The following is a 23,441-nucleotide window of genomic DNA, read 5'->3' as shown; positions in this document are numbered from 1 at the left end:
CTTCACAAACCGATCGTCAACACCCTTCGCCATTCCCGCACTCCACGCGGCAGCGACTTAAGACTTACTCGTCTAGCCACCCTGCCCACCAAGGGCGGCGGCCAGCGCGGGCAGGCTTCCCAGCGCGCGGGCGAAGCCGACGTGGTCGCCGTAGTCGCGCGATTCGACGATGACACCGTCGCGTACCCGCACCCACGGTCTTTCGTCACTTCCCCACGAAGGAAGCGCTGATCGAGGCGACCCTGCTGCGCCACTTCGACAGGCTCACCGCCCGCGCACAGATCCTCGCCGACGCTCCCGACCCGGTCGAAGGCCTCCACACGCTGATCCGGGAAATGATCGAGACCAGCGCCACCAATCTGACCCTCGCCTCCCTGCTAACCGAGAGTGACGGCGTACCGGCCAGCGCCCGAGAGGCATCCCTACGTCTCCGGGACGCCGTCGAACGGGCCCTGCACCGGGCACGTGCCACAGCGGCCGTCCGCTCTTCGATCGACATCGAGGAGGTCTACCTTCTTATCCGCCCCCTCTCCCAGGCGTCCGCCACCCTCCGCCCCTCCCCCGATGTCCTCACCCGCGCCATCGACGTCATCCTCACCGGCCTATCGGCCCCCCCAAGGCGCCGTCAGGAAGCCCACTGCCTCATCTTTCAGGGCGAGAGTGTCACCTGGAGTATTTCATCGCGCAGAATGCGATGAATCTCAACCACGTCGGCGTTGTAGCCCGTCTGGCGCCGGAGCTCCTTCCGTACGGCGTCGATGACCGTCTCGGACAAAAGCGCCTGAGCCAGGGACCTCGGCGAAGTTGCTGCCCGCGCCTTCCAGAGATCGTCGATCAGACGCCGCTTGAAGGCTTCCTTGGTGAGGTAAAAGAGCACGTCAGCCTTGCTCGCCAGACTCGATTCGTCGAGGAGATCCGCTTCGAGCGCAAGATCAATCGCCACCGGGAGACCAGGCGTCATGTGGTATGCCCGCCATACCTGTCCATTCGAAAGGATCATCCATTCGACGCCCTCATTCACCGCGTACATCTGCACCTGCCGCAGATGTTTGGCGGTGAGCTTCTGGCTACAGCGCTTGACCTCGATGAACGCTACCAACTGCTTGTCGATACGCACCCCGTAGTCGGCGAACTCTCCTTTGACCTGATACTCGGTCGTAAGGTCCTCGTACTTGTCGTATCCGAGGGCCTCGCACAGGAAGTCGGTGATGAGAAGCCGGGTGTCACCTTCGTTCGCGTCGCGAACGACCAGGTCATTGAGTGGCTTGTTGAAGCGACGCACCGCCGCACGAACACGACTCCGCGCGTCACTCTCCCACTTCGGAACCACCTTTACGGCCGGGGCCTTCCGAGCTGTGGAAGTAGGCGCCTCTCCCTCGACGACCGGCTGTGCTGCCTGCTCACTCATGGCTTCCTCTGATCTCCAGTGGGGGACATCGCGCGGTACACGCAAAACGCACCCTAAGCACGGAAGAAGATCAATCATCATGACGGTTTGGATCGATGCGGAATCGACTCCGATCGAGATCCATAAACTGCCGTCAATAACACATCTTTCGCAAGTCGCGCAAATAGTCTTCAAATGGGCGTTGCGGCGGTAACGCGACAGACCTCAGAGTTGCTGGACCAAGCCAGGCATCGCCCTGCACGGCGGTTTAGCACGACGGTCAACAAGAAGACCCCTTCCGAGACCGGAAGGGGTCTTCTGAGCTGGAGCCGCCTAAGGGAATCGAACCCTTGACCTACGCATTACGAGTGCGTCGCTCTGGCCGACTGAGCTAAGGCGGCGTGCCGTGTGCCATGCACACAGCGATCCTGAGTCTACAGGCATCGGTGCCGTTCGCGCGCCCTCAGGGGGCGATCTAGGACAGGAAGTACAAGTCCTCCATCGGGTACGGCATGCGGGAAGCAGACGGGTGCTGGAGTGCGGTGGCCCCAGAGCGGCGTGCCGCCGGTCACTGCAGGGTGCTGCCTGGCCGCGTCCGGGACATGCGGCGAAGGCTTTTCGCAGCGGCGGCCGACTAAGGGTCGCTCGGACATCGAAGCTGTCCGATGACCGCTACCGAGTAGGGACCGGCAGGAGGACCTCCATCGCCCCGTGACCGCCAGGGCCTGTCCCACCGACTGCCTGGCGGCCTGGGCGCGCGAGCGCCGGCCGTAGGCCGCGCGATGCGCCGCCCGGGGCGGGCGGGTGGGTAGCAAGCGTGTTCCAAGGCTCCTTTGGGGAGACGGCTTCGCGGGGCCTGTATGGGAGGTGTGTACCGAATGCGTACGGGACGCGTACTCGCTCGTCCCGTACGGCCTGCCGTACTGTTCGCTGCTCCCCAACGGGCCCCGCAGAGGCATCGGGTCAGATGATGGCGGGGCAGCGGGTGTTGGGGGGCGGGGGTTTGGCCGTCAGGAGGTAGGTGTCCACGTGGCCGTCGATGCAGGGGGAGCCGGTCATGTAGGCCGTGTGGCCGTCGCCGTCGAAGCCCAGCAGGACGCCGGACGACAGCGTCGCCGCCAGTGCCTTCGCCCACCGATAGGGGGTCGCCGGGTCGCGTTCGGTGCCGACGACCAGGATGGGGGGTGCGCCCTTGGCTTCCAGGGGGTCGGGGGCGGGGGTGGCCCGGGCCGGCCAGAAGGCGCAGGGCAGGGAGCCCCACATGACCGATTCGCCGAATCTCGGCGCGTCCTTGGCCGCGCGTTCGGCCGCCTCCGTGAAGGCGTCGGTGCTCTGCGGGAACTTGCCGTCCACGCAGTTGATCGCCATGTTGGCCTCGGCCTGGTTGGAGTAGGTGCCGTCCTGGCGGCGGTCGACGAGGATGTCGGCCATCCGCAGCAGCGCGGTGCCCTCGCCCTTGAAGGCCGTGCTCAGCGCCTGCCGCAGCGCGGGCCAGGAGCGCCGGTCGTACAAGGGAGTGATCACGCCGAGCGACGCCCACGCCTCGGTGATCTGGCGGCCGTCGTTGGCGGAGTTGCGCAGCGGTTCCCGATCAGTACGGCGCAGCAGCTCGGCGAGCTCGTCCAGCGCGCCGTTCACCGTGCGCGCCTTGAACGGGCAGTCGGGCCGCTGCTGGAAGCAGTCCTGCACGAAGGCCCGCATGGCGACCTCGAACCCCTTGGCCTGGCTGAGGTTCAGATCGACAGGGTCCAGCGCGGGATCGACGGCGCCGTCGAGCACCAGCGCCCGCACCCGCTTGGGGAACAGGTCCGCGTAGACCGCCCCGAGATAGGTGCCATATGACTTACCCAGATATGTCAGCTTCGGCTCCCCCAGGGCGGACCGCAGCACGTCTATATCGCGGGCCGCGTTGACCGTGCCGACGTGCGGCAGCAGGCGTCCGGCTCCGGCCTGGCAGCCGTCCGCGAACTCCCGGGCGCTCTTCTCCAGCTCCTTGGTCTCGTCGGCCGAGTCGGGGGTGTTGTCGGTGGCCAGGTAGGCGTCGAGCCGTTCGGTGGACAGGCATCGGACGGGGCTGGAGTCCCCGACGCCGCGCGGGTCGAAGCCGACCACGTCGAAGCGGTCGCGGATCTTGGTGCTGAGCACCGAGGTGGCGGCCCGCGCGTAGGCGATGCCGGATCCGCCGGGTCCGCCGGGGTTGAGGAGGATCGCCCCGATGCGCTGGGCCATGTTCCCCGCCCGCAGGCGGTTCACACTGAGCTGGATGCGCTCGCCGTCCGGTTTGTCGTAGTCGAGCGGGACTTGCAGTTTGGCGCACTGGTAACCGTCGCCGCACTCGTCCCATTCGAGCCGCTGGTGGTAGTACGGCTGGAGTTCGGCGGACGGCGGCTTCTCGGTGGGCGCCGGGTCGGGGTGGGCGTCGCTGGCGGCGGGACGCAGCGGCGGGGCCTGAGGTGTCGAGCAGGCACCCGTCACCAGGACGGCGAGCAGCGTCAACGCCGCCGCCCAGGGGCGGTGATCACGCATCGCCGGTCACACCGCCGTACATGCTGTCGTGCTGCTTGCGCGGCGAGCACACCGAGGCCGAGGGGCAGGCGCAGCGGCGTCCGCCGTCGTCGAGGCGGACCACGACGGAGTCGGACGGCACGTTGCGGCCGACCACGGTGCCCGAGCCCTCGGGGGTGTCCACCTTCAGCCCGAGCCTGGGCATCCGCTCGTGGGCCTTGACGTAGAGCGGGTGCTCGTACTTCAGGCAGCACATCAGGCGTCCGCACGCACCGGCGATGCGCAGCGGATTGACCGGAAGGTCCTGGTCCTTGGCCATTCGCACGGAGACCGGCTCGAAGTCCTTCAGGAAGGTCGCGCAGCACAGATCGCGCCCACAGGGGCCGATGCCGCCCTGCAGTCGGGCCTCGTCGCGGGGACCGATCTGCCGGAGTTCGACGCGGGCGCGCAGGTTGCGGGCCAGGTCTCTGACGAGCGCGCGGAAGTCGACGCGATGCGGCGCGGAGAAGTAGACGGTGAACACGTTGTCGCCGTCGAGGTAGTCCACGCCGATGACCTTCATCGGGAGTTCGTGCCGCTTGATCAGCCGCTTGGAGACGCTCCTGGCCTCCGCGCGGCGCTTGCGGTTGGCGTCGTCGCGGCCGAGCTGCTCCTCGCCCGCGATGCCCGCGCACACGGGCAGGCCGTCGATCTCCTCGCTCACCCACTGCGGCGCCCAGACGCACTCGGCGACCTCGGGGCCCGCGTCCGTCGGCACCAGCACCTTGTCGCCGACCTTGGGAGTGTGACCGCCCGGATCAAGGTAGTAGAGCCGCCCGTAGCGGGTGAAGCTGACCGCCATGATCATGCCCATGGAGCCGTGCTCGCCTCCTCGTGCGTGCGGACACATACGTGCGAACTCGCGTACGGCGGGCACGCCGCCGACCCGCCCGGCACGCCGCCAAAGGCCACCCTACGCGTCCAGCCCGCATGGCCGGGAGACACCGGTCACTTACGGCCGCAGCGCGAGCGTCATCGCCTCCACGGCGATCTGCGGGTTGACGTTGGCCGCCAGCCGCTCCCGGCACCGCATGATCGCGTCGATCCGCCGCAGCGACCGCTCGGGGCTGGTGCTACGGGCCATGCCGTCGATGTCGGCCCGGCGGTCCTCGTTGGCCAGCTCCACCTGCGCCCCGAGCTGGACGGCGAGCACGTCGCGGTAGAACGCCACCAGGTCGAGCAGCGCCACGTCGAGGGTGTCGCGCTTGACCCGCGTCGCCCGCGACTTCTGCCGGTCTTCCAGCTCCTTCAACGCCCCCGCGGCGCCGCGCACCAGCCCCTTGTTGAGCCCCTTGCCGGTCGAGCCCTCGCCGTACACCTTGCGCAGCTCGGTCGTCTCGGACTCGTTCAGTTCGGCCGTCGCCGCTATGGCCTCCTCCTCCGCGGTCTTGACCAGCCGCTCGGCGGCGGTCACGCAGTCGCCCACCCCGGTGACGGAGACCGGAATGGACAGGACCGCCTCGCGGCGGCGCCTGGCCTCTCCGTCCAGGGCGAGCCTGCGGGCCCGCGCGATGTGCCCCTGGGCGGCCCGCGCGGCGAACTCGGCCAGTTCGGGCGGGACGGAGTCGCGGGTGGTCAGTTCGTGGGCGACGGCGGCGGTCGGCGGGGTGACCAGGGTGACCAGGCGGCACCTAGAGCGGATGGTGGTGACCATGTCGTCGGGCGAGGGCGAGCACAGCAGCCACACGGTGCGCGGCGGGGGCTCCTCGATGGCCTTGAGCAGGGCGTTGGCGGCCTGCTCTGTGGTGCGGTCGGCGTCTTCGAACAGCACGACGCGCCAGCGGCCGAGGGTGGGCGCGCCCGCGGCGCGCAGGATCAGCGCGCGGGTCTGCTTGACGCTGTAGGACAGGCCGTCGGGGCGCACCGACTCCAGGTCGGGGTGGGAGCCGATGTCCACCTGGTGGCACAGGTCGCAGTGGCCGCAGCCGCCGTCGGGGCACAGCAGCGCGGCGGCGAACGCGCGGGCGGCGGCCGACAGGCCCGAGCCGGGCGGGCCGGAGAACAGCCAGGCGTGGGTCATGCCCGCGCCGCGGCCGCCCGCCACCGCCTCGGCGGCGGCACCGGCGGCCGTGGCCAGTACGGCGGCGGCCCGCCGCTGACCTACAAGATCGTCGAAGACGCTCACGACTAAAGGCTAGTCGCGGATGGCCGGGATGGTGCCCGTGGCGTCCTCGGAGTCGTCGGGAACCGGGTCGGGCAGGATCTCGCGCACCCGGTCCTGGATCAGCCTGGAAACCTCCTCCTGCGGCTGGGTGCCGTCGATGACCACGTAGCGGTCGGGTTCGGCGGCGGCCAGCGTGCGGAACTCGCGCCTGACCCGCTCGTGGAACTCCGGCGGCTCGGACTCGATCCGGTCGGCGGGGGAGGCGAACCTGGACAGCCCGATGGCGGGCGGCACGTCGATGAGCACCGTCAGGTCGGGGGTCAAGCCGCCGGTGGCCCAGGCGTTGATCCTGGTCACGTCGGCGGGGTCGAGGGCGCGACCGGCGCCCTGGTAGGCGAGGGAGGAGTCGACGTAACGGTCGGTGATCACCATCGCGCCCCTGACCAGCGCGGGCATGATCACCTTCTCCACGTGCTCGGCGCGGTCGGCGGCGTACAGCAGCGCCTCGGAACGGGCCGACAGCCCCTGGTGGGCGGCGTCGAGCAGGATCGCCCGCAGCCGCATGCCGACCTTGGTGGAGCCGGGCTCGCGGGTCTGGACCACGTCGAAGCCCTGGTCGCGCAGCCAGATGCCGAGCAGCCGCGACTGGGTGGTCTTGCCGGAGCCCTCGCCGCCCTCGAAGGCGATGAACATGCCGCGCGGCTGCTCCTGCGTCTCCGTCGCGAACCGGCGGCCGCGCGCGGCGGCGACCAGGTCGCCGATGATCGGGATGCCCTGGCGGTCGTCCATCTGGCGCAGCGCGACGAGCCCGACGGCGGACGCGAGGACCGCGCCGACCAGCAGCACCAGGTTGGACCCGTCGAACCGGTAGGCGACCTCGGGGGCGACGCGGACCAGGCGCTCGCCGTACAGACCGGCCAGGGTCGGGGCGACGGCGACCACGAGCAGCAGCACCACACGGGCCAGCGACTGCAGGAACGCGAACGTGCGCCCGCGAAGCTGGTCCTCCACCTCAAGGCCGATCAGCGTGTAGCCGATGATCCACGCGATGCCCGCCAGCGCCCCGAGGACCACGGTCAGCAGCACCACGATGACCAGGTTGTGGATCAGCGCGATGGCCGCGAGCACCACGCCCGCCGCCACGATCGCCAGGCCGAACAGCCGCCGCCTGGACAGCTCGCGCAGCAGCCGCGGCCCGAAGAACATGCCGAACGCCATGCCGGCGAACACCGCGCCGAATACCGTGCCGTAGGCGGAGTCGCCGCCGCCCAGCGCCTCGACGTAGACCCGGGCCACGCCGATCACCGCGCCGCCCGCCGCGAACGCGCCGAGCATCCCGATGACCAGCCCGCGCACGATGCGGCTGGCGCCGACGTAACGCCAGCCCTCGCCGATCTGGCGGAGCACCGACGGGGTGGAGATGCCGGTGTGGTTCTTGGGGAAGTCGGGCAGCGTGAAGATCAGGAACGCCGAGACCAGGTAGACGGCGGCGTTGATGAACAGCGCCAGCCGCGCCGGATCCTCGGCCAGCGGCAGGATGTCGCGCAGCAGGTCGCTGGGCAGGGCCAGGACGGCGAACAGCCCGGCGGCGACGGGCGCGGTGCCGTACGTGACCAGCATATTGAGCTGATTGGCCTCCTCCAGGCGGTCCTTGGGCACCAGGTTGGGCACCGTGGCGTCCTTGGCCGGGACCCAGAACAGGTTCACGCACTCGACGAGCAGGGTGGCGATGATCACCCACTGGTAGGTGCCGGGGGACGGCGTGGACAGCAGCAGCACCAGCGGAATCGACAGCACCAGCGCGAACCGCAGCACGTCGGCGACGACCATCGCCAGCCGCCGGTCGAAGCGGTCGGCCACCGCGCCCGCCAGCGGGCCGAGCAGGATCGCGGGCAGCATCTTCGCCACGAAGACGCCGCCGATGGCCAGGCTCTGCACCTGGTAACCGGACTCGGCGGTGAGGTCGCCCGCCAGCGCGGTCAGTGCGACGATGTTCAGCCAGTCGCCCAGGCTGCACACCGACATCGCCGTCCACAGACGGCGAAACCGGGCATTGGCCAGCACATGCGGGGGTTTGCGTCGCGACGCTGCGCGGCCGGTGCCAGGGGTGGTCATAGTGTCAGCGTATCCAGGTGCCTGCTCGTCATGGGATGAAGTTGAGCCGCCCGGAATGACCCGTCCGCTCGTCGCCCGAGGGTAATACGCCCATGGTGTCCCGCGCAGGTATCGGATGCCGAATAGGTCCCCCTTGTTATCGATGGATCCGCAGCATGGTGATCTCCGGGGGCGCGCCGACGCGGACCGGCGGGCCCCAGAAACCGGCGCCGCGCGTGACGTAGACCTGCGTGCCGTCCACCGTGGCCAGGCCCCGCACCACCGGCTGCTGGAACGGGACGATCAGGTTGAAGGGCACCATCTGGCCGCCGTGCGTGTGCCCGGAGAGCTGGAGGTCCACCCCGTGCGCCGCCGCCTGCGTGACCTGCACGGGCTGGTGGGCGAGCAGCACCGTGGTCCGCGAGGTGTCACGCCCGCCGAGCGCCGCCGTGAAGTCGGGGCCCTGCCCCTCCGGCTCGCCGTAGACGTCGTTCACCCCGGCCAGGTCGAGGACGGCGCCGCCGCGCGCGATCTCCACCCGCTCGTTCTCCAGCGGGCGCACGCCCAGTTCGCGCAGCTCGGCGATCCATTCGGCCGGGCCGTTGGCGGTGTAATACTCGTGGTTGCCGGTCACGAAGTAGGCCCCGTGCGCCGACTCCAGCGAGCGCAGCGGGCGGGCCAGCGCACCCAGTTCGGCCACCGTGCCGTCCACCAGGTCGCCGACGATCGCGACGACGTCGGCCTCCAGCGAGTTGATCATCCGGACGATGCGCTCGGTGTGGGCGCGGCCGGTCAGCGGGCCGATGTGGATGTCGCTCACGACGGCGAAGCGCAGGCCGTCCAGCCGGGCGTCGAGGCCGGGGATCCGCACGGCCACGCGCTCGATCACCGGGTCGCCCAGCGCGGTGCGGACTCCGACGCCCACCGTGGCCAGCGCGCCCGCCCCGGCGACGGCCGCCGCCGTACGCCCGAGGAACAGCCGCCTGCCCATCGCCACCCGGTCCTGAGCCGCCCGGTCTTGAGCCGCCCGGTCTTGGGTCGCCGGAACGGGCGGCGGTGAGTCGGCAGGGGCCACAGGCGGAGCCGCCGAAGCACCCACCGTGGCCGGTACGGCCGGCGGCGTCCTGACGTCCGCCTTCTCACCCGACGGCACGGCACGCCACCTCAACACCAGCGCCGCGACCGCCCTCGGCACCTCCAGCAGCACCAGGAACACCAGCAGGTAGAACATGACCGCGATCCACAGGAACCCCGGCCAGGCCAGCCACCCCGGAAAGTGCGGCGCCGGGACCCGCTGGATCACCATCGTCACCGGCACCAGGACGCCGAACGCGACGGCGACCCAGGTCAGCGTCCTGCGCAGCCGTCCGGGCAAGGTGGTCGCGCAGACCAGCCGCCACCACAGATACAAGTGCACGACGGTCGTGACGACGACGCCCGTCACAACGAACCCCACGGCCACCCCACGTTGGTCCCGGCCGACGCCTGATCTTTGCGCGCCTGATCTTGTGTGCGCGTCCCCGCATGCTACGAGCGAGACGGGTAAGACGCGCACGTCCGCCTGAGAGGACTCTCAGGCGGACGTCCCAGCGCTCATCCGCGGGCCTTCAGGATCCGCGTCCACGTTTACGCGCTCCTGAAGACCACCTGAACCCTGGCCGACGACGGTGACACCATCAACGACCGGGCCCCTTGGCGACTACCCCTTGGCCGCGCCCGCCTTGGCCCGGGTGCGCTTGGGCGCGGGCCCCCGCGCCCGGCGCTCCGCCAGCAGTTCGGCCGCCCGCTCGATGGTGATGCTCTCCACCGCGTCGCCCTTGCGGAGCGAGGCGTTGGTCTCACCGTCGGTCACATAGGGCCCGAACCGGCCTTCCTTGACCACCACCGGCTTCTTGGAGGCCGGGTCGTCGCCCAGCTCCCGCAGCGGCGGCGCGGCGGCGGCCCGCCCCCTGCCCCGCTGCTTGGGCTGCGCGAACAGCTCCTTGGCCTGCTCCAGAGTCACCGTGAACAGGTCTTCCTCGGCCCCGAGCGACCGGGAATCGGTGCCCTTCTTCACATACGGACCGAACCGCCCGTTCTGTGCGGTGACCTCCTGGCCGTCCAGCTCACCGAGCACGCGAGGCAGCGACAGCAGCTTCAGCGCGTCGTCGAGGGTCACCGAGGTGAGGTCCATCGACTTGAACAGCGAGCCGGTGCGCGGCTTCGGAACGTCCTTCTTCCTGGTCTTCTTCGCGCCCTCGGCGGGCTCCTCGGGCTCCGGGATCACCTCGGTGACATACGGCCCGAACCGCCCCGACTTGGCGACGATCTTCCGCCCGGTCTTCGGGTCGGTGCCCAGCTCGCGGTCGCCGCTCGGCTGCGCGAACAGTTCCTCGGCCTTCTCCGCCGTCAGCTCGTCGGGAGCGAGGTCCTCGGGCACGTTGACCCGCGCGCCGTCGCGGTCCAGGTACGGACCGTAGCGGCCGACCCGGATCATGATGTCGGTTCCCTTGATCGGGAACGAGCTGATCTCCTTGGCGTCGATCTCGCCGAGGTCGGTGACCATCTCCTTCAGGCCCTCGTCACCGTCCTCACCGAAGTAGAACCGGCGCAACTCGGGCACCCGCTCGGCGCGGTCGTTGGCGATGTCGTCGAGGACCTTCTCCATCTCGGCGGTGAAGTCGTAGTCGACCAGGTTGCCGAAGTGCTGCTCCAGCAGGTTGACCACGGCGAACGCCAGGAAGGACGGCACCAGCGCGGTGCCCTTCTTGAAGACGTATCCGCGGTCGAGGATGGTCCCGATGATCGAGGAGTACGTGGAGGGCCGGCCGATCTCCCGGTCTTCCAGCTCCTTGATCAGCGACGCCTCGGTGTAACGGGCCGGCGGCTTGGTGGCGTGCGCCAGCACGTTCAGCTCGCTCACCGTCAGCGCGTCGCCCTCGGCCAGGTTGGGCAGCCGCTTCTCGGAGTCGTCACGGTCGGTGGACGGGTCGTCGGCGCCCTCCACGTAGGCCCGCAGGAACCCGTAGAAGGTGATCGTGCGACCGGACGCGCTGAACTCCACGCGCTCGCCGTCGCTGGACCGCCCGGCGGCCTTCACGGTGACCGACTCGCCCGTGGCGTCCTTCATCTGCGACGCGACCGTGCGCTGCCAGATCAGCTCGTACAGGCGGAACATGTCGCCGTTCAGCCCGGTCTCGCCGGGAGTGCGGAACTCCTCACCCGCGGGGCGGATCGCCTCGTGGGCCTCCTGGGCGTTCTTCACCTTGCTGGCGTAGGAACGCGGCTTGTCCGGGACGTACGCCTTGCCGTACAGCTTGATCGCCTGTGACCGCGCCGCGGCCACGGCGGTCTCCGACAGCGTGATGCTGTCGGTACGCATGTACGTGATGTAGCCGTTCTCGTACAGACGCTGGGCGACCTGCATCGTGTACTTGGCGGAGAACCCTAACTTGCGACTGGCCTCCTGCTGCAGCGTCGTCGTGCGGAACGGCGCGTACGGCTTGCGGGTGTACGGCTTGCGCTCGACCGACGCGACCTCGAACGCCGACTCCCGCAGCCGCGTGGCCAGCTCGCCCGCGGCCTGCTCGTCCAGGTGCAGCACGTCGGTGTTCTTGAGCTTGCCGGTGGGCGCGAAGTCGCGGCCCTGCGCGACGCGCTTGCCGTCGACGGAGGTCAGCGACGCCGCGAAGGCGCGCGGGTCCTCGTCCTTCTTCCCGGTGTCGAAGAGCGCGGAAAGGTCCCAGTAGTTGGCGACGGTGAACGCCAGCCGGTCGCGTTCGCGCTCCACCACCAGCCTGGTGGCCACCGACTGCACCCGCCCGGCGGACAGGCGCGGCTTGACCTTGCGCCACAGCACCGGGCTGACCTCGTAGCCGTAGAGGCGGTCGAGGATGCGCCGCGTCTCCTGGGCGTCGACGAGTCGCAGGTTGAGATCGCGGGGATTCGACACCGCTTCCCGGATCGCCTGTGGAGTGATCTCGTGGAACACCATCCGGTGCACCGGCACCTTGGGCTTCAGCACTTCGCGGAGATGCCAGGCGATGGCCTCGCCCTCGCGGTCCTCGTCCGTCGCGAGATACAGCTCGTCGGCGTCCTTGAGGAGCTGCTTCAGCTTCGTCACCTGGGACTTCTTGTCATGGTTGACGACATAGAGCGGCTCGAAGTCGTGATCGACGTTGACGCCCAATCGCGCCCACGTCTGCCCCTTGTACCGCTCCGGGATGTCGTCCGCCCGCTCGGGCAGGTCCCGGATGTGACCGATGCTCGACTCCACGACGTAGCCGCGCCCCAGGTACCCGGCGATGGTCTTCGCCTTCGCGGGCGACTCGACGATCACCAGGCGGGTCCCGGCCGAATTGCCGTTGTTCGCTGGCACGCTGCTTCCTACCTCGCTGTTCTCTAGGTTCCCCCCGAAGGTAACCCGTCACACAGGTTTCCCCATCCCCACGGGCGGCCCGGCTACCCCCGATCCCTTCCAGGTCCACCCACCAGGACGCAGAATAAGGGGCAGAGTGTGCTGCCGTCGTCGTCTAGCCCACCTCGGAGACTAATGGCTGTGCTCGACTACTCATACTTCGATATCTACATACCGCGCGACACCACACGTGAGGCCGCACGGCAGCTCCTGACCGAACACGCCGAGCACGGCGACTGGGAGCTCGACCGTCTGCGGTTGTTTCCCGACGGTACGCGGCGTATCCGCCTTCGCCGAAAAATCATACGGGCCACTCGTACGATGTGACCTGTCGGTGCTACTCATCCTGCTCGCAGGCATGGACACCACTACCTTCAGGCATGCCCAGTCAGCCGTCTCTTATTCGTTCCATGCTCTCCCGTGCCCCCTCGTACCGCTGATCACCCCTTCCCCCGGGCCGTTGTCCAAGCCGGCCCGTCCAGTTCCGGACATGGCTTTGCCCGCCCCGGGCCACGCCCCCGGAACGGGCAAAGCTTTCCACTGCTCCGGCCGTGCCCCAGATCACGGAGCGGAGCGACCGGTACTACCTGTCATCTGCTGCCGACATCGCCGAAGCGGCGCCGTCATGCGTTCCTGCGGCCTGCGTACGTGGCCGCACCTACGACTTACGACCGAAGCGCAGGCGGCGGACCGTGGCGAGCAGCGTCGCCGACACGGCGAACATCCCGCCGAGCATGAGCGCGACAAGAGCACCGGAGTTCATTCCACTGACGCCGAGCGGCTGCTCGGCGCTCATCAGGCCGGGGACCGGCAGGTTCTGCCGGACGGGCAGCCCGCTCACCGGGAGCCCGTCGACCGGCAGGTTCGACGCGGTGTCGCGCACGGCGCCACCGGCCGGGGTGCCGGTCACCAGGTCGGTCACGGGCTTGGCGACGGAAAGGGCGCCGGCGTTCCGGCCGTCCTTGGCACCGTCCTTCGCCCCGCCCTTGGGGGCGGGCGGAGGCACCGGCCGGGACGACATCGCGGTGGTGGCCGCGGCGCCCTTGCCCTTGCCCTTACCTTTACCTTTACCCTTCGGAGCCTGAACACCGGGGACCTTCGGCGCCTTGGGAGTGTTCGCGGCGGGGATCTCGGGAGTGAGGGGCAACCCCTGCAGCAGCGGCAACTGCGACAGCAGCGGAACCTCGGGGCCCGCGGCGGGCTTCGCCGGGTCTCCCGACCCTGACGGGCCGGGCAGGCCCAGCGTGGCGGCGGCGGCCTCTGGGAGCGTGGCCGGTTCTGGCAGGCCAAGGCCGTTGACGGCCTTGCCGACCTCATCGACCAGCGGCACCGGCGGCAGAGCCTCGCCGCCGCCCACCCGCTGAGCGGCCCGCGGGGCCTCCGCAGGCTTGGCCGAGTTCCCGGCGGGCCGGTTCCCGGCCGGTTTGGTCTCGGCGGGCATGTTCTCGGCGGATTGAGCCGGGTCGATCACTTCAACCACGACCGGCGACTGGGTGACATCGCCGACGACCGGCGCACGCCCGGACACCAGCGGAGCCGAACCCAGCGCCGGACCGGCGGGGAGCATGGACAGCAGGCCGTGGTCCGGCGTCTTGCCGTCCACGCCTCTGGTGCCCGGAATGCCCGGGCCCACGGTCTTGGCCCGGACGGGACTGCGGTCCCACCGGCCGTAGCCCCCGGGATCGCCGGGGGTCACCTTCGAGCCGCCCAGGCATCCGGCCGCGGCGTCGCCGAGTACGGCGGCGGCGTTGCCGCAGACGTCGGCCGGGGCGGTGATCGGCGCGATGACCTGGTTGCCGCTGCCGACACCGGCGTCACCGGACGTGTTGTTGTGCCCCGCCCCGTGCCCACCATTTGGCCCACCGTTTGGCCTGCCGTTCACCACGGTGGCGCCGCCCTTGCACCCGGCGAAGGCGTCGCCGAGCACTGCGGCGGCGTTGCCGCAGACATCGATCGGAGCGTTGACCGGCGCGACCGCCTGGTTACCCGACAGCACACCGGCGTCGCCGGAGGTCCGGTTGCCGCCCGCGCCCGATCCGGCGCGGGTGTTGACCACCGAACTTCCGCCCTTGCAGTTCGCGGTGGCGTCGCCGCCGATCGCGTTGCCGCAGACCTCCACCGGCAGGTTGACCGGGGCGACGACCTGGTTGCCGCTGCCGATACCGGCGTCGCCGCTGGTGTCGTTGCCCTGGGATCGCTGCAGGTGGGTCAGCTTGCGGTAGTGGCCGGGGCCGCCGTTGACGACCGACGCCCCGCCCTTGCAGCCGGCCAGCGCCTCCCCGAGCACGGCCGCGGAGTTGCCGCAGACGTTCAGCGGGGCGTTGATCGGCGCGATCACCTGGTTGCCGCCCAGGATGGAGGCGTCGCCGCTGGTCGAGTTGCCACGGGCCGAACCGGGCCCCGTGTTCCGCACCGTGCTGCCGCCCCGACAGCCCGCGGTCGCCTCACCGAAGATCGCGAACGCGTTGCCACAGAGGTCGAGCGGAGCGGTGATCGGCGCGAACACCTGGTTGCCGCCCAGGATGGAGGCGTCACCGCTGGTGTTGTCACCACCCGCGCCGCCGCCACCGGGATTGTGCACCGAGGCGCCGCCCTTGCAACTGGCTTCGGCCTCACCCAGGACGGCGACGGCGTTGCCACAGGCGTTGATCGGGATGTTGATCGGCGCCTCGACCTGGTTGCCGCCCAGGATGCTCGCGTCGCCGGAGGTGTGGTCACCACCGCGGCGCGGCCCGGAGTTCACCACCGTCGCCCCGCCCTGGGAGCCGGCCGACGAGGAACCCAGCACGCTGAGCGCGTTGCCGCTGATGTCGACCGGCAGGTTGACGGGCACCCTGACCTGGTTGCCTCCGCCGATGGAGGCGTCGCCACCGGTGTCCGCGGCGGCGACACCGCCACCGCCGACGGTCATCACGGCCACCGCGAGTAGTGCGGCGGGGGCCGTGCCCTTCGCCCACGTACGCATGACAAATGCTCCTAGTGGTTCTTGGGGGGTTGTACCTGACATCTCGCGACACGGCGGAGGCCGATGAGAGGCGGCTCCGGGATGACCCGTGGACCGATCAGGAGTGCCACCCCGGTGGACTGGTGCCGGGGAACGACGACTCATGGATCCGGCGCGCACCGTCGGCGGACAGGTGCGGCCTGCCTCCCGCACAGCGGGAGCCGTGGACCGTCGCGAGGGGTGAAGATGACGTATCGCCCGCGCACGGACCCGTCGTCACACGACGACAGAGGAATCCGTGGATTTCGAGCAGGACAGACGAGCTAGTCAGGAGAGAAGGAAGGCTCGTCCGCCGCTGTGCGGACGATAGGGGGAAGCATCGACGCCACCGGGGCGCGCTGCACCATAAGCCGCGGGTCGAAGACCGACCGCGCGATGTCCCCCATACCCGGCCCGAACTGGCCGGCGCCACCGCCACTCTGGGGCACGAAACCGTCGGCGCCAGAATTGTGGTCAGCGGTGGTGGGAGTGGGAAGGGCCGGCCCGGACTGACTGGTCAGCCCATCGACGCCGCGCCCTGCCATGGCCTCGGCATTGAGACTCGCCTCGGCGGATTGGGTCCCAGAAGAGGAAGGAACAGCAGAGGAAGACACAGTAGAAGACGGCACCGCAGAAGACGGCACCGCGCTCACCGCCATCGCGGTGTCCGCGGCGGCGGGCGAGGCCCCGAACAGCCCGAGCAGGACGGCCAGCAGCCACCCCGCGCCGATCAGGACACCCACGGTCAGCGATCCGGTGACGGCCTTCCTGACGAAGCCCGCGAACGCACCGGTCGTGCACGCCACTTTCGTGAACCCAGTCGTGCGCACAACGGCCGCGAACCGCGCTGGTCGGCCGCACCGGATCGCCATGCCTTCCGGGGCGGCCACGCGGACGCCCCGGACGACGCGAGGCGACTCCACCCCGCGCCGCGAAACCCGCATGCGTACCACGTGACCTCCCCTCCATGGTCGAGCCGCTCGATGAGCGAACCCAAACCCCCTCAACGGAAAGTTACGTTAGCACTACGCGGCGTCAGCGCAATGCGTTTCCACGGAAACGCTCAGCGCCGGTTCACGAACCTCAGGCGTGATCCAGGAAGCGGTCAAGCACCCGCACCCCGAACCGCAGCGAATCGAGCGGCACCCGTTCGTCCACCCCATGGAACATCCCGGAGAAGTCCAGGTCGGCCGGGAGCTTGAGCGGCGCGAAGCCGAACCCGCGAATCCCCAGCCGGCTGAACGCCTTCAGGTCCGTCCCGCCCGACAGCGTGTACGGCACCGCCCGCGCCCCCGGGTCCTCCGCCTCCAGCGCACCGGCCATCGCCCGCACCAACGGCCCGTCGAACCCGGTCTCCACCGCGATGTCGTGATACACGAACTCCCTGGTCACGTTGGGCCCGAGCAGCTCGTCCACCGTCTCGAAGAACTCCTCCTCGTAGCCCGGCAGGAACCGCCCGTCCACGTGCGCCGTCGCCGTCTGCGGGATCACGTTGGCCTTGTAGCCGCTTTCGAGCATGGTCGGGTTGGTGGTGTTTCGCAGCACCGCGCCGATCATCCTGGCCAGCGGCCCCAGCTTCGCCACCGTGGCCTCGGGGCGCTCGGCGTCGAACTCGATCTCCAGGACCTTCGAGACCTCTTCCAGGAACACCCGCACGGTCGGCGTCAGCCGCACCGGCCACTCGTGCCGGCCCAGCCGTCCAACCGCCTCGGCCAGCTCCGTCACCGCGTTCTCCGCGTTGAGCATCGACCCGTGCCCGGCCCGGCCGCGCGCCGTCAGCCGCATCCAGGCGATGCCCTTCTCCGCGGCCTCGATCAGGTACAGCCGCCGGTCCTGCCCGACGCTCACGCTGAACCCGCCGACCTCGCCGATCGCCTCGGTGCACCCCTCGAACAAGCCGGGATGCTCGGCGGCCAGCCACTGCGCGCCGTACGTGCCGCCGGCCTCCTCGTCCGCCGTGAACGCCAGCACCACATCACGCGACGGCCTGCGCCCTTCGCGCAGCCGCTTCCGCACCACCGCCAGGATCATCGCGTCCATGTCCTTCATGTCCACGGCCCCGCGACCCCACACGCACCCGTCGGCGATCTCCCCGCTCATCGGATGACGCGTCCAGTCCTCAGCGTTGAACGGCACCACGTCCAGATGCCCGTGCAACAACAACGCCTCACGCGCTGGATCGGTCCCCTCGATCCGCGCCACCACACTGGCCCGCCGCGCGTCACTCTCCAAGATCTGGGACTCCACCCCGACCTCGGACAGCCGCTCCGCCACATACTCCGCCGCCGCCCGCTCCCCGGGCCCCGCGTTGTCCCCAGCATTCGTCGAATCGATCCGGATCAGGTCCCGGCACAGCTCGACGACCTCATCCTCACCATTGAGTCCCGACATACCGGCTCCTCCACCTCTGGTACGCCTTGCGCCCCCATCCTGCCCGCCCGCCCCCCGCACCCACACACCGACGCCCCTCCGTCCCCCACCCCTCCATTACCGGTATGACTCACCCCCCGAAGTTTGCTAACCTGATGGCGCCGCCGTGGGAGGGCCACTCCCACAGGCACCCTTGTCCGGGTGGCGGAATAGGCAGACGCGCTAGCTTGAGGTGCTAGTGCCCGGTAACGGGCATGGGGGTTCAAGTCCCCCCTCGGACACTCTCCTTTTGCACACGTGGAGGCTGGGCATGACCCGGGCCTCCACGAGTCGTTTCTGGGGCCGGTAGGTCAACCGCAGCCCGATCCGCGCGTACAAGTCCGCCTTGTCCGCCGGATCAGCCTCCCGCAGAACCTTCACCAGGTCCCTCACGGCCACCAGCACCTCGTGAATCTCCTCCGCCGTCATCGGCCGCCGGGCCTCCACCCGCCGGAGCTGCGCCTGAGCCGCGGCCCGCTGGGTCTGGACCTCGGCCATCCACCCGGTCACCAACGCGGCATCGGCCCCCGCCTCCAACGCGGCCCGATGAGCGGCCAGCTTGCGATCACACTCCGCCACCCGCGCCTGAAGCGCCTCGTCCACGGCGTTACCCGCGCGGTCCTGGCCCTGCGCCGCCAGCACTCGCGCCGTCTCCATACTGTTACCCGCCCCGAACTCAGCGGCGAGCCAGTCGTCCAACGGCGGCAGCACATCCGCCTCCCGCAGATACACCGTCTTGGGATGATCGACCTCAGCAGCCAGCGCGTACTCCGCCGGATACCGGCACCGGTAGTAACACTCCCCGTGGTTGTAGTTGCCCTGCATCCGCCGCTCGCAGTACCCGCAGAACAACACCCCCCGCAGCATGTATGGCCGGCGCGTGCGATGCGGCTTGTGCGTCGTCGGCCCGCGCCCCCGCCCGGCCAGGATCACCTGCACCTGCTCGAACTCCTCCGGTGTGATCAACGCCTCGTGCGTCACCTGCGCCGACCACACCCACCCGTCCCGGTCGTTCCACCGCTGCCGGGTCATGTGCCCCAGCGCGACATCGTTGACATCGATCAGCACCTCATCCTTGCGCTGCTTGTTCCACACCTGCCGGCCGGTGTACCGCGGGTTGATGATGATCGCCCGGACCGCGCCCTTGGACCACGCCGCCCCATCCCGGTGCCGGTTCCGCTCCCGGTCATGCGCCGACGGACACGGCACCCCGTCCCGGGTCAGCCCCTCGGCGATCGCCCAGAACCCCTTCCCGGACCGGAACTCCCGGAAGATCCGCCGCACCACCTCGGCGGTCACCGGATCAGGCGCCAGCCCACGCAACCGCTTCCCATCCGCCGCCTTGGCCGGATTCGGATGCGGCCCCAGATCCACCAGCAGATACCCGTACGGCGGACGCCCGCCCAGGAACCTGCCCTCCGTCTGAGCGAGGGCGGCCATCGCCGTCCGCACCCGCACCTTGATCCGGTTACGCTCCCCCTTACTGATCCCCCCGAACATCGACATGATCAGCTCATGGGCCTCGTTCGCCGGATCGATCGGCCCGCCCACCTCCGGCACCCACAACGGCACCCGGTAATGCTCGAACAGCGGGAACGTCAGCCCGAACTGGTTGCCGTAGAACGCCCGCTGCGGCTCACCCACCACCACCGCGTCGAACCCGCGCGCCGGATCCCCCAGACACGCCAGCAGCCGGGCCGCCTCCGGACGGCGCTGAGGCGGAATCGACCGCGACTTGTCCACATCGAAGAACTCCGTGACGATCCGCCCGCCGTGCGGTTCCACCAACCCCCGCGCCCGCCGAAGCTGCCACGCCCGAGATGCCTCGGGATCCTGCCGGTCCTCCGTCGAGCACCGGCCCCAGAACGCCATATCGATCACTTCTGCTCCTTTCCATCGGTTTCTGATCGGGTCTGCTTGTCGTGGGCGGCCAGCAGGATGCGCAGCAACACCACCGCCGCTTGGGGAGTCAACTCCGGCGAATCCTCGGGAAGGATCACCCGTACGCCGGGCGACGACCGTGCACTTCCAGGCGGTTCGCCGGACGCGCCCTCAGCGGGCCGCGTGGCGTGAGCAACCGAATCATCGGGTGTGATCGACATGATGACTACGTGGGCGGGCCTCAGATCCGCAGCCGCAGTTCACCAACCACCCTTGGCGACCTTCCGGCGTTCCCTGCTCAGGGCGTCAATCGATCAGTCCCGAGCGCAGTCTGGATAGCGCTCACCGATTTCGCAGCGCCGGTACTGCCAGCGCTCGACCTCCACCTTCTCCGCCCGGCCAATGGTCAGCCGGTAGCGCTCGGGCACATACCGCGTCGCCCGTACGCATCCGTCCGGCCCAGGAACGCCGATGGGCGCCGCAACCGCTTCGCCGTCGCAGTCCCACTCCTCGGTGAGAATCCGGGGCTCCACCCGCTTGCCGGTGACCGGCCCATACGGCGCGGCCCCGCACCCCGCGACCGAGGTGAGCGCACCCATCAGGCACAGAGCCCGCGCGAGCACGCGTACCGGCGTGTTCGTCGTCATCCGGATTCCCTCCAATGCAACGAACAGGGCCGCACCGGCGTTGCCGGGGCGGCCCTGGTGGATGGTGTCGTGAAGAGGTCAGGTAAGCGCTCGAAGCAGGGTGTAGCCGGGCATATGCACGTCCGGGCGTACACCGACAGTGATCACCTCGGGCTCACCGAACACCGGCTCCCCGCTGGGGCGACGCGCATACGGCACGCGCCCGTAGTCCACCCCGTCACTGCGGTCATAGGCCATCCAGGTGATGGCCTCCTGCTCCCCCTCGCGCAGTGGATGGTTCGACACCGCACGGGTGAGAACGCCGTCCCGGGTGATCACCCACACCTGGGGAACGGCCAGCACCCACCGGCGCGCGTCGATCTCGACGGCCTTCGCCGCGGCCCTGGTCTCGAACGCCGCAGCCGTGACATCGTCACGCAGGTAGTCGTAGTCACTCAGATACAGCACCCGATCACCCGCCAGAGCAGCGATGGCGGGACAGTCACGGGCCTGAATGCTCTGCTGCAGGCGCGCGACCACATCGAACAGCAACGCCGTCACCTGGTCGTTCATCTGGCGCCCTCCATGCCGCGGCCAGTGGCATCCTGCCACGCCAGGCGCGCCCGCCCTCCGCCTCAGGCCCGGAAGGCGAACGGGCGGCGGACACCGTACGCGGGCGCGTCGGCCACGCCGCGACCGTACCGGCCGCCACGGTCACGCGGGGTTGGCGAGAACCGGCCGCGCCGAGACTCGACCCAGCATCCGCAGCGTCTCCCGGTCCAGTTCCTCGACACCGCCGGTGAGCGCGCGAAGCCGGTTGCGTTCCGCACGGGAGACGCCACGTACGGTCTGCTCATGGTGGACGTAGGTGTTCACCGCTTGCACCACCCCCCACCCGGTGCCCGCCCAAGGCGCAACCCGGTTGTCGTGCCGCCAGAGCTTGACCAGCCCGTCACGCTTGGCCTCCGCCAGAGTCCGCGAACGGCCTGGCTCCACCGGGACGGGCACGTAGGCGTCCAGGAACGCCGACCATTCGCGAGCCGTCACAACCGTGTCGCACAACCGCTTGACCTCGGCGGCGAACGCATCGGCGGTCTCGTACACGATGGCCAGCGCCTGACGGGCCTCAGCAAGCCGTGGTTTCGAGTGCCGGGAATGCTTGATCTTGATCTGCTGACCGCGTTCGGCCAGCCCGGTGGCCATGGTGTTGTCGCACACGACGTTGGTGATCGCGCGCTTGAAAGTCGTGGCGAGTGAGCCATCGAACGACGTCGCGCCGAACAGATGCGGCCGAAACTCCACCCCTTCCGGGGTACGGATGTTGTCGGGCACCTCCACCGAGACCCATGCCACCGCACCACCGCGCAGCAGACCGGCCGAACCGATGGAAAGATCGTCGTTCAGCAGGCGCGCGATCATCTCCAGCAGCCATTCGCGGTACGGATGCCGCTCGTAGCCGTCGGAGAAGATGCCCATCACGCACCCGGTGTCACTGCGCAGGATCGCCTGACGGTCCGGCACCTCGGCCAGACCGCCGGTAATCGGATCTTCCACGTACAGCGGGCGGGACAGAGCGTCCCAAGCGAACAGTCGCCGCTGAACATCGGCCACCGGGATGGCGCCGGGGTAGTGGTTGGGTTCGAGCCCTTGCAGACTCGCGCGATAGTGCCACGCCGTTCCACGCTTGTCGGTGAAACCGATCAGCGTGTTGTCGTTCAGCCACTGCAGCGATTCCTTGGACATGCCGCCTCCAGGCACGACAGGACACCGGGCTGTGATCCGGCGCCGGAGTTCAGGTGGATCGGTGAGCACTGGGCAGGACGGGCATCGCGCCTGTCGGTGCCCGCTCGGCCAGGTCGCCGATCCTCGCGGCCAGGTCAGTGAGATCTTGCTCGGCAAGGACTTCCGGTGGTACGCCGACGCTGAGCCCTTGAAGGATCAAGGTGGCGAATTGATGACCGGGGGCCTCCCGCAACGCGCGTTCGGCGGCGGCGCGCGCCAGTGGCCCGTCACCGATGCGCATGGCCAGCAAGGCGAGATTTACCGCAGGCGCGGGTGCGAACTGAGGCTCTACCCGGCGGGTCACCTCGGCCCACAGGCGTATGGACACGTCGGTCCCGTACTGATCGGCGAACGTCAAGCCGATGTCCCGGATCAGAACCGCCGTCAGCAGGACGCCCACCCAGGCGACGTCATCGGCCGGGATCGGACGGCCCGCCTCGACTTCATCGAAGCACTTCCGGAGTTGCCGCCGTCCCTCCGCGAACCAGAAGTCCGCCTTCGCCGAGCCCAGCATCCGCGTCGTCCGCCGACAGGCCAGCGCCGTCGCCCGGCGGACGGCCTCCCGGTCCGGCCCTCGCACTGGCGCGACGATCCCCTCGAAGGCGGTCCGGTCGGCCATCGCGACCTTCCCCGCGACCACGGCACTCGCCGCAGCCGGGTTGCTGCTCACGTCGTACGGTGTGCCGTCGGGAGAGCAGCAGTCCACGTCCAGGTAGGACCAGTAACGCCCGTCCTCACAACGGAGCATGTCCAAGATCTCGATGCCCGTACCGTCGAGCGCGATCGGTACCGCGTCCATGACCGGCGTGACCTGGCTTCCCGAGCCGTAGCCGATCAGATAGACCTTGGGCGTGCCCATGCGCGTCATCGTCACAGTGCACTGATGGGCGATCAGCATGGCGTCCTCGGCCCGTTCGGGAAGATCGAAGCGAAGGACGCACTTCAACTCGCTCCCTTCGATCGCGATCGCCACGCAACTGGCGCTCGGGTGGTAACCGAGCAGGTACGGCACAACGGCGATGAAGTCCGCTGGGCACTTCAACCGTATGGCGTCGAGATCGGCGCTCTGCGATTCACTCATGACAACCCCCGGATACGACTGATGCGCAAATATGGCCACGATCTGCGTGTACGCGCCGCGCCCCACTCACGCGTGTTTCTCTCTACTTAAATACGGCCGACAAAACACTTCGGACGTCCGCTTGAAAGAAGCCGCGTCTGTGGCCAAAGAAGAC

16 protein-coding genes and 2 tRNA genes are annotated in these 23,441 nt (G+C 69.4%); 2 read left to right on the top strand and 16 right to left on the bottom strand.

Annotated elements, in window-relative coordinates; genetic code table 11:
- Positions 1–649: 649 nt before the first annotated feature.
- From P3X83_RS41415 to topA, 8 genes are all read right to left on the bottom strand, one after another.
- Positions 650–1,408 carry a type I restriction enzyme HsdR N-terminal domain-containing protein gene (locus P3X83_RS41415; RefSeq protein WP_277310916.1) on the bottom strand — a complete coding sequence of 253 codons (759 nt, stop codon included), beginning with the start codon at positions 1,406–1,408 and terminating at the stop codon, positions 650–652.
- Positions 1,409–1,711: 303 nt separating this feature from the next.
- Positions 1,712–1,788: transfer RNA gene (locus P3X83_RS41410), tRNA-Thr, on the bottom strand.
- Positions 1,789–2,350: 562 nt separating this feature from the next.
- Positions 2,351–3,913 (bottom strand): alpha/beta hydrolase, encoded by a 1,563-nt coding sequence (locus P3X83_RS41405; protein ID WP_277310915.1) that lies wholly within the window; start codon positions 3,911–3,913, stop codon positions 2,351–2,353.
- Positions 3,906–4,739: a regulatory iron-sulfur-containing complex subunit RicT gene (gene ricT / locus P3X83_RS41400; protein WP_277310918.1), complete on the bottom strand. Its 834-nt coding sequence runs from the start codon at positions 4,737–4,739 to the stop codon at positions 3,906–3,908. Before ricT ends, P3X83_RS41405 begins: the two co-directional genes overlap by 8 nt.
- Before the next feature lie 144 nt (positions 4,740–4,883).
- Entirely contained in the window at positions 4,884–6,056 is a 1,173-nt protein-coding gene (locus P3X83_RS41395; protein ID WP_277310914.1) for a DNA polymerase III subunit delta', read from the bottom strand.
- 9 nt (positions 6,057–6,065) lie between these two features.
- On the bottom strand, positions 6,066–8,150 hold the full coding sequence (gene tmk, locus P3X83_RS41390; protein ID WP_277310913.1) for a dTMP kinase: 2,085 nt from the start codon (positions 8,148–8,150) through the stop codon (positions 6,066–6,068).
- 136 nt (positions 8,151–8,286) lie between these two features.
- Complete coding sequence (locus P3X83_RS41385; protein ID WP_277310912.1) at positions 8,287–9,585, bottom strand: metallophosphoesterase; 1,299 nt, start codon at positions 9,583–9,585, stop codon at positions 8,287–8,289.
- A gap of 243 nt (positions 9,586–9,828) precedes the next feature.
- A complete protein-coding gene (gene topA / locus P3X83_RS41380; protein ID WP_277310911.1) occupies positions 9,829–12,486 on the bottom strand; it encodes a type I DNA topoisomerase in 2,658 nt (885 codons plus the stop codon).
- 180 nt (positions 12,487–12,666) lie between these two features.
- On the opposite strand from topA, the gene P3X83_RS41375 reads away from it, so the two are divergent.
- The gene (locus P3X83_RS41375) at positions 12,667–12,852 is read left to right on the top strand and encodes a DUF5703 family protein (RefSeq protein WP_277310910.1); all 186 of its coding nucleotides are present in this window, start codon (positions 12,667–12,669) and stop codon (positions 12,850–12,852) included.
- A 331-nt stretch (positions 12,853–13,183) separates the two neighbouring features.
- Here the strand turns inward: P3X83_RS41375 and P3X83_RS41370 are convergent, their stop codons facing one another.
- The 3 genes from P3X83_RS41370 to P3X83_RS41360 form a co-directional block, all read right to left on the bottom strand.
- Positions 13,184–15,490, bottom strand: coding sequence for a chaplin family protein (locus P3X83_RS41370; protein WP_277310909.1), 2,307 nt, complete (start codon positions 15,488–15,490; stop codon positions 13,184–13,186).
- Positions 15,491–15,792: 302 nt separating this feature from the next.
- On the bottom strand, positions 15,793–16,314 hold the full coding sequence (locus tag P3X83_RS41365) for a hypothetical protein (RefSeq protein ID WP_277310908.1): 522 nt from the start codon (positions 16,312–16,314) through the stop codon (positions 15,793–15,795).
- Between the two features lie 277 nt (positions 16,315–16,591).
- A complete protein-coding gene (locus tag P3X83_RS41360; protein ID WP_277310907.1) occupies positions 16,592–17,899 on the bottom strand; it encodes a M20/M25/M40 family metallo-hydrolase in 1,308 nt (435 codons plus the stop codon).
- 174 nt (positions 17,900–18,073) lie between these two features.
- Here P3X83_RS41360 and P3X83_RS41355 point away from each other — a divergent pair.
- Positions 18,074–18,159 (top strand) — tRNA-Leu (locus P3X83_RS41355).
- Between the two features lie 1,635 nt (positions 18,160–19,794).
- Here the strand turns inward: P3X83_RS41355 and P3X83_RS41350 are convergent.
- From P3X83_RS41350 to P3X83_RS41330, 5 genes are all read right to left on the bottom strand, one after another.
- Positions 19,795–20,019, bottom strand: a complete 225-nt coding sequence (locus P3X83_RS41350; RefSeq protein ID WP_277310906.1) for a hypothetical protein — start codon at positions 20,017–20,019, stop codon at positions 19,795–19,797.
- 93 nt (positions 20,020–20,112) lie between these two features.
- Entirely contained in the window at positions 20,113–20,445 is a 333-nt protein-coding gene (locus P3X83_RS41345) for a hypothetical protein (protein ID WP_277310905.1), read from the bottom strand.
- A 78-nt stretch (positions 20,446–20,523) separates the two neighbouring features.
- The gene (locus P3X83_RS41340; RefSeq protein WP_277310904.1) at positions 20,524–20,997 is read right to left on the bottom strand and encodes a hypothetical protein; all 474 of its coding nucleotides are present in this window, start codon (positions 20,995–20,997) and stop codon (positions 20,524–20,526) included.
- A 141-nt stretch (positions 20,998–21,138) separates the two neighbouring features.
- The gene (locus P3X83_RS41335) at positions 21,139–22,167 is read right to left on the bottom strand and encodes a DUF932 domain-containing protein (protein WP_277310903.1); all 1,029 of its coding nucleotides are present in this window, start codon (positions 22,165–22,167) and stop codon (positions 21,139–21,141) included.
- 49 nt (positions 22,168–22,216) lie between these two features.
- A complete protein-coding gene (locus P3X83_RS41330) occupies positions 22,217–23,326 on the bottom strand; it encodes a DUF4192 domain-containing protein (protein WP_277310902.1) in 1,110 nt (369 codons plus the stop codon).
- Positions 23,327–23,441: the final 115 nt, after the last annotated feature.

The sequence above is a fragment of the Spongiactinospora sp. TRM90649 genome, from assembly GCF_029382225.1.
In the GTDB taxonomy this organism is placed as follows: Bacteria; Actinomycetota; Actinomycetes; order Streptosporangiales; family Streptosporangiaceae; genus Spongiactinospora.
The sequence above is the reverse complement of the archived record's forward strand: the minus strand, read 5'-3'. Positions and strand labels throughout refer to the sequence as shown.

Bases quoted from the DNA above. Each gene is read 5' to 3' on its own strand.
- P3X83_RS41415 (WP_277310916.1), bottom strand. From the start codon at position 1,408: ATGAGTGAGCAGGCAGCACAGCCGGTCGTCGAGGGAGAGGCGCCTACT.
- P3X83_RS41405 (WP_277310915.1), bottom strand. From the start codon at position 3,913: ATGCGTGATCACCGCCCCTGGGCGGCGGCGTTGACGCTGCTCGCCGTC.
- ricT (WP_277310918.1), bottom strand. From the start codon at position 4,739: ATGATCATGGCGGTCAGCTTCACCCGCTACGGGCGGCTCTACTACCTT.
- tmk (WP_277310913.1), bottom strand. From the start codon at position 8,150: ATGACCACCCCTGGCACCGGCCGCGCAGCGTCGCGACGCAAACCCCCG.
- P3X83_RS41370 (WP_277310909.1), bottom strand. From the start codon at position 15,490: ATGCGTACGTGGGCGAAGGGCACGGCCCCCGCCGCACTACTCGCGGTG.
- P3X83_RS41360 (WP_277310907.1), bottom strand. From the start codon at position 17,899: ATGTCGGGACTCAATGGTGAGGATGAGGTCGTCGAGCTGTGCCGGGAC.
- P3X83_RS41350 (WP_277310906.1), bottom strand. From the start codon at position 20,019: ATGTCGATCACACCCGATGATTCGGTTGCTCACGCCACGCGGCCCGCT.
- P3X83_RS41345 (WP_277310905.1), bottom strand. From the start codon at position 20,445: ATGACGACGAACACGCCGGTACGCGTGCTCGCGCGGGCTCTGTGCCTG.
- P3X83_RS41340 (WP_277310904.1), bottom strand. From the start codon at position 20,997: ATGAACGACCAGGTGACGGCGTTGCTGTTCGATGTGGTCGCGCGCCTG.
- P3X83_RS41335 (WP_277310903.1), bottom strand. From the start codon at position 22,167: ATGTCCAAGGAATCGCTGCAGTGGCTGAACGACAACACGCTGATCGGT.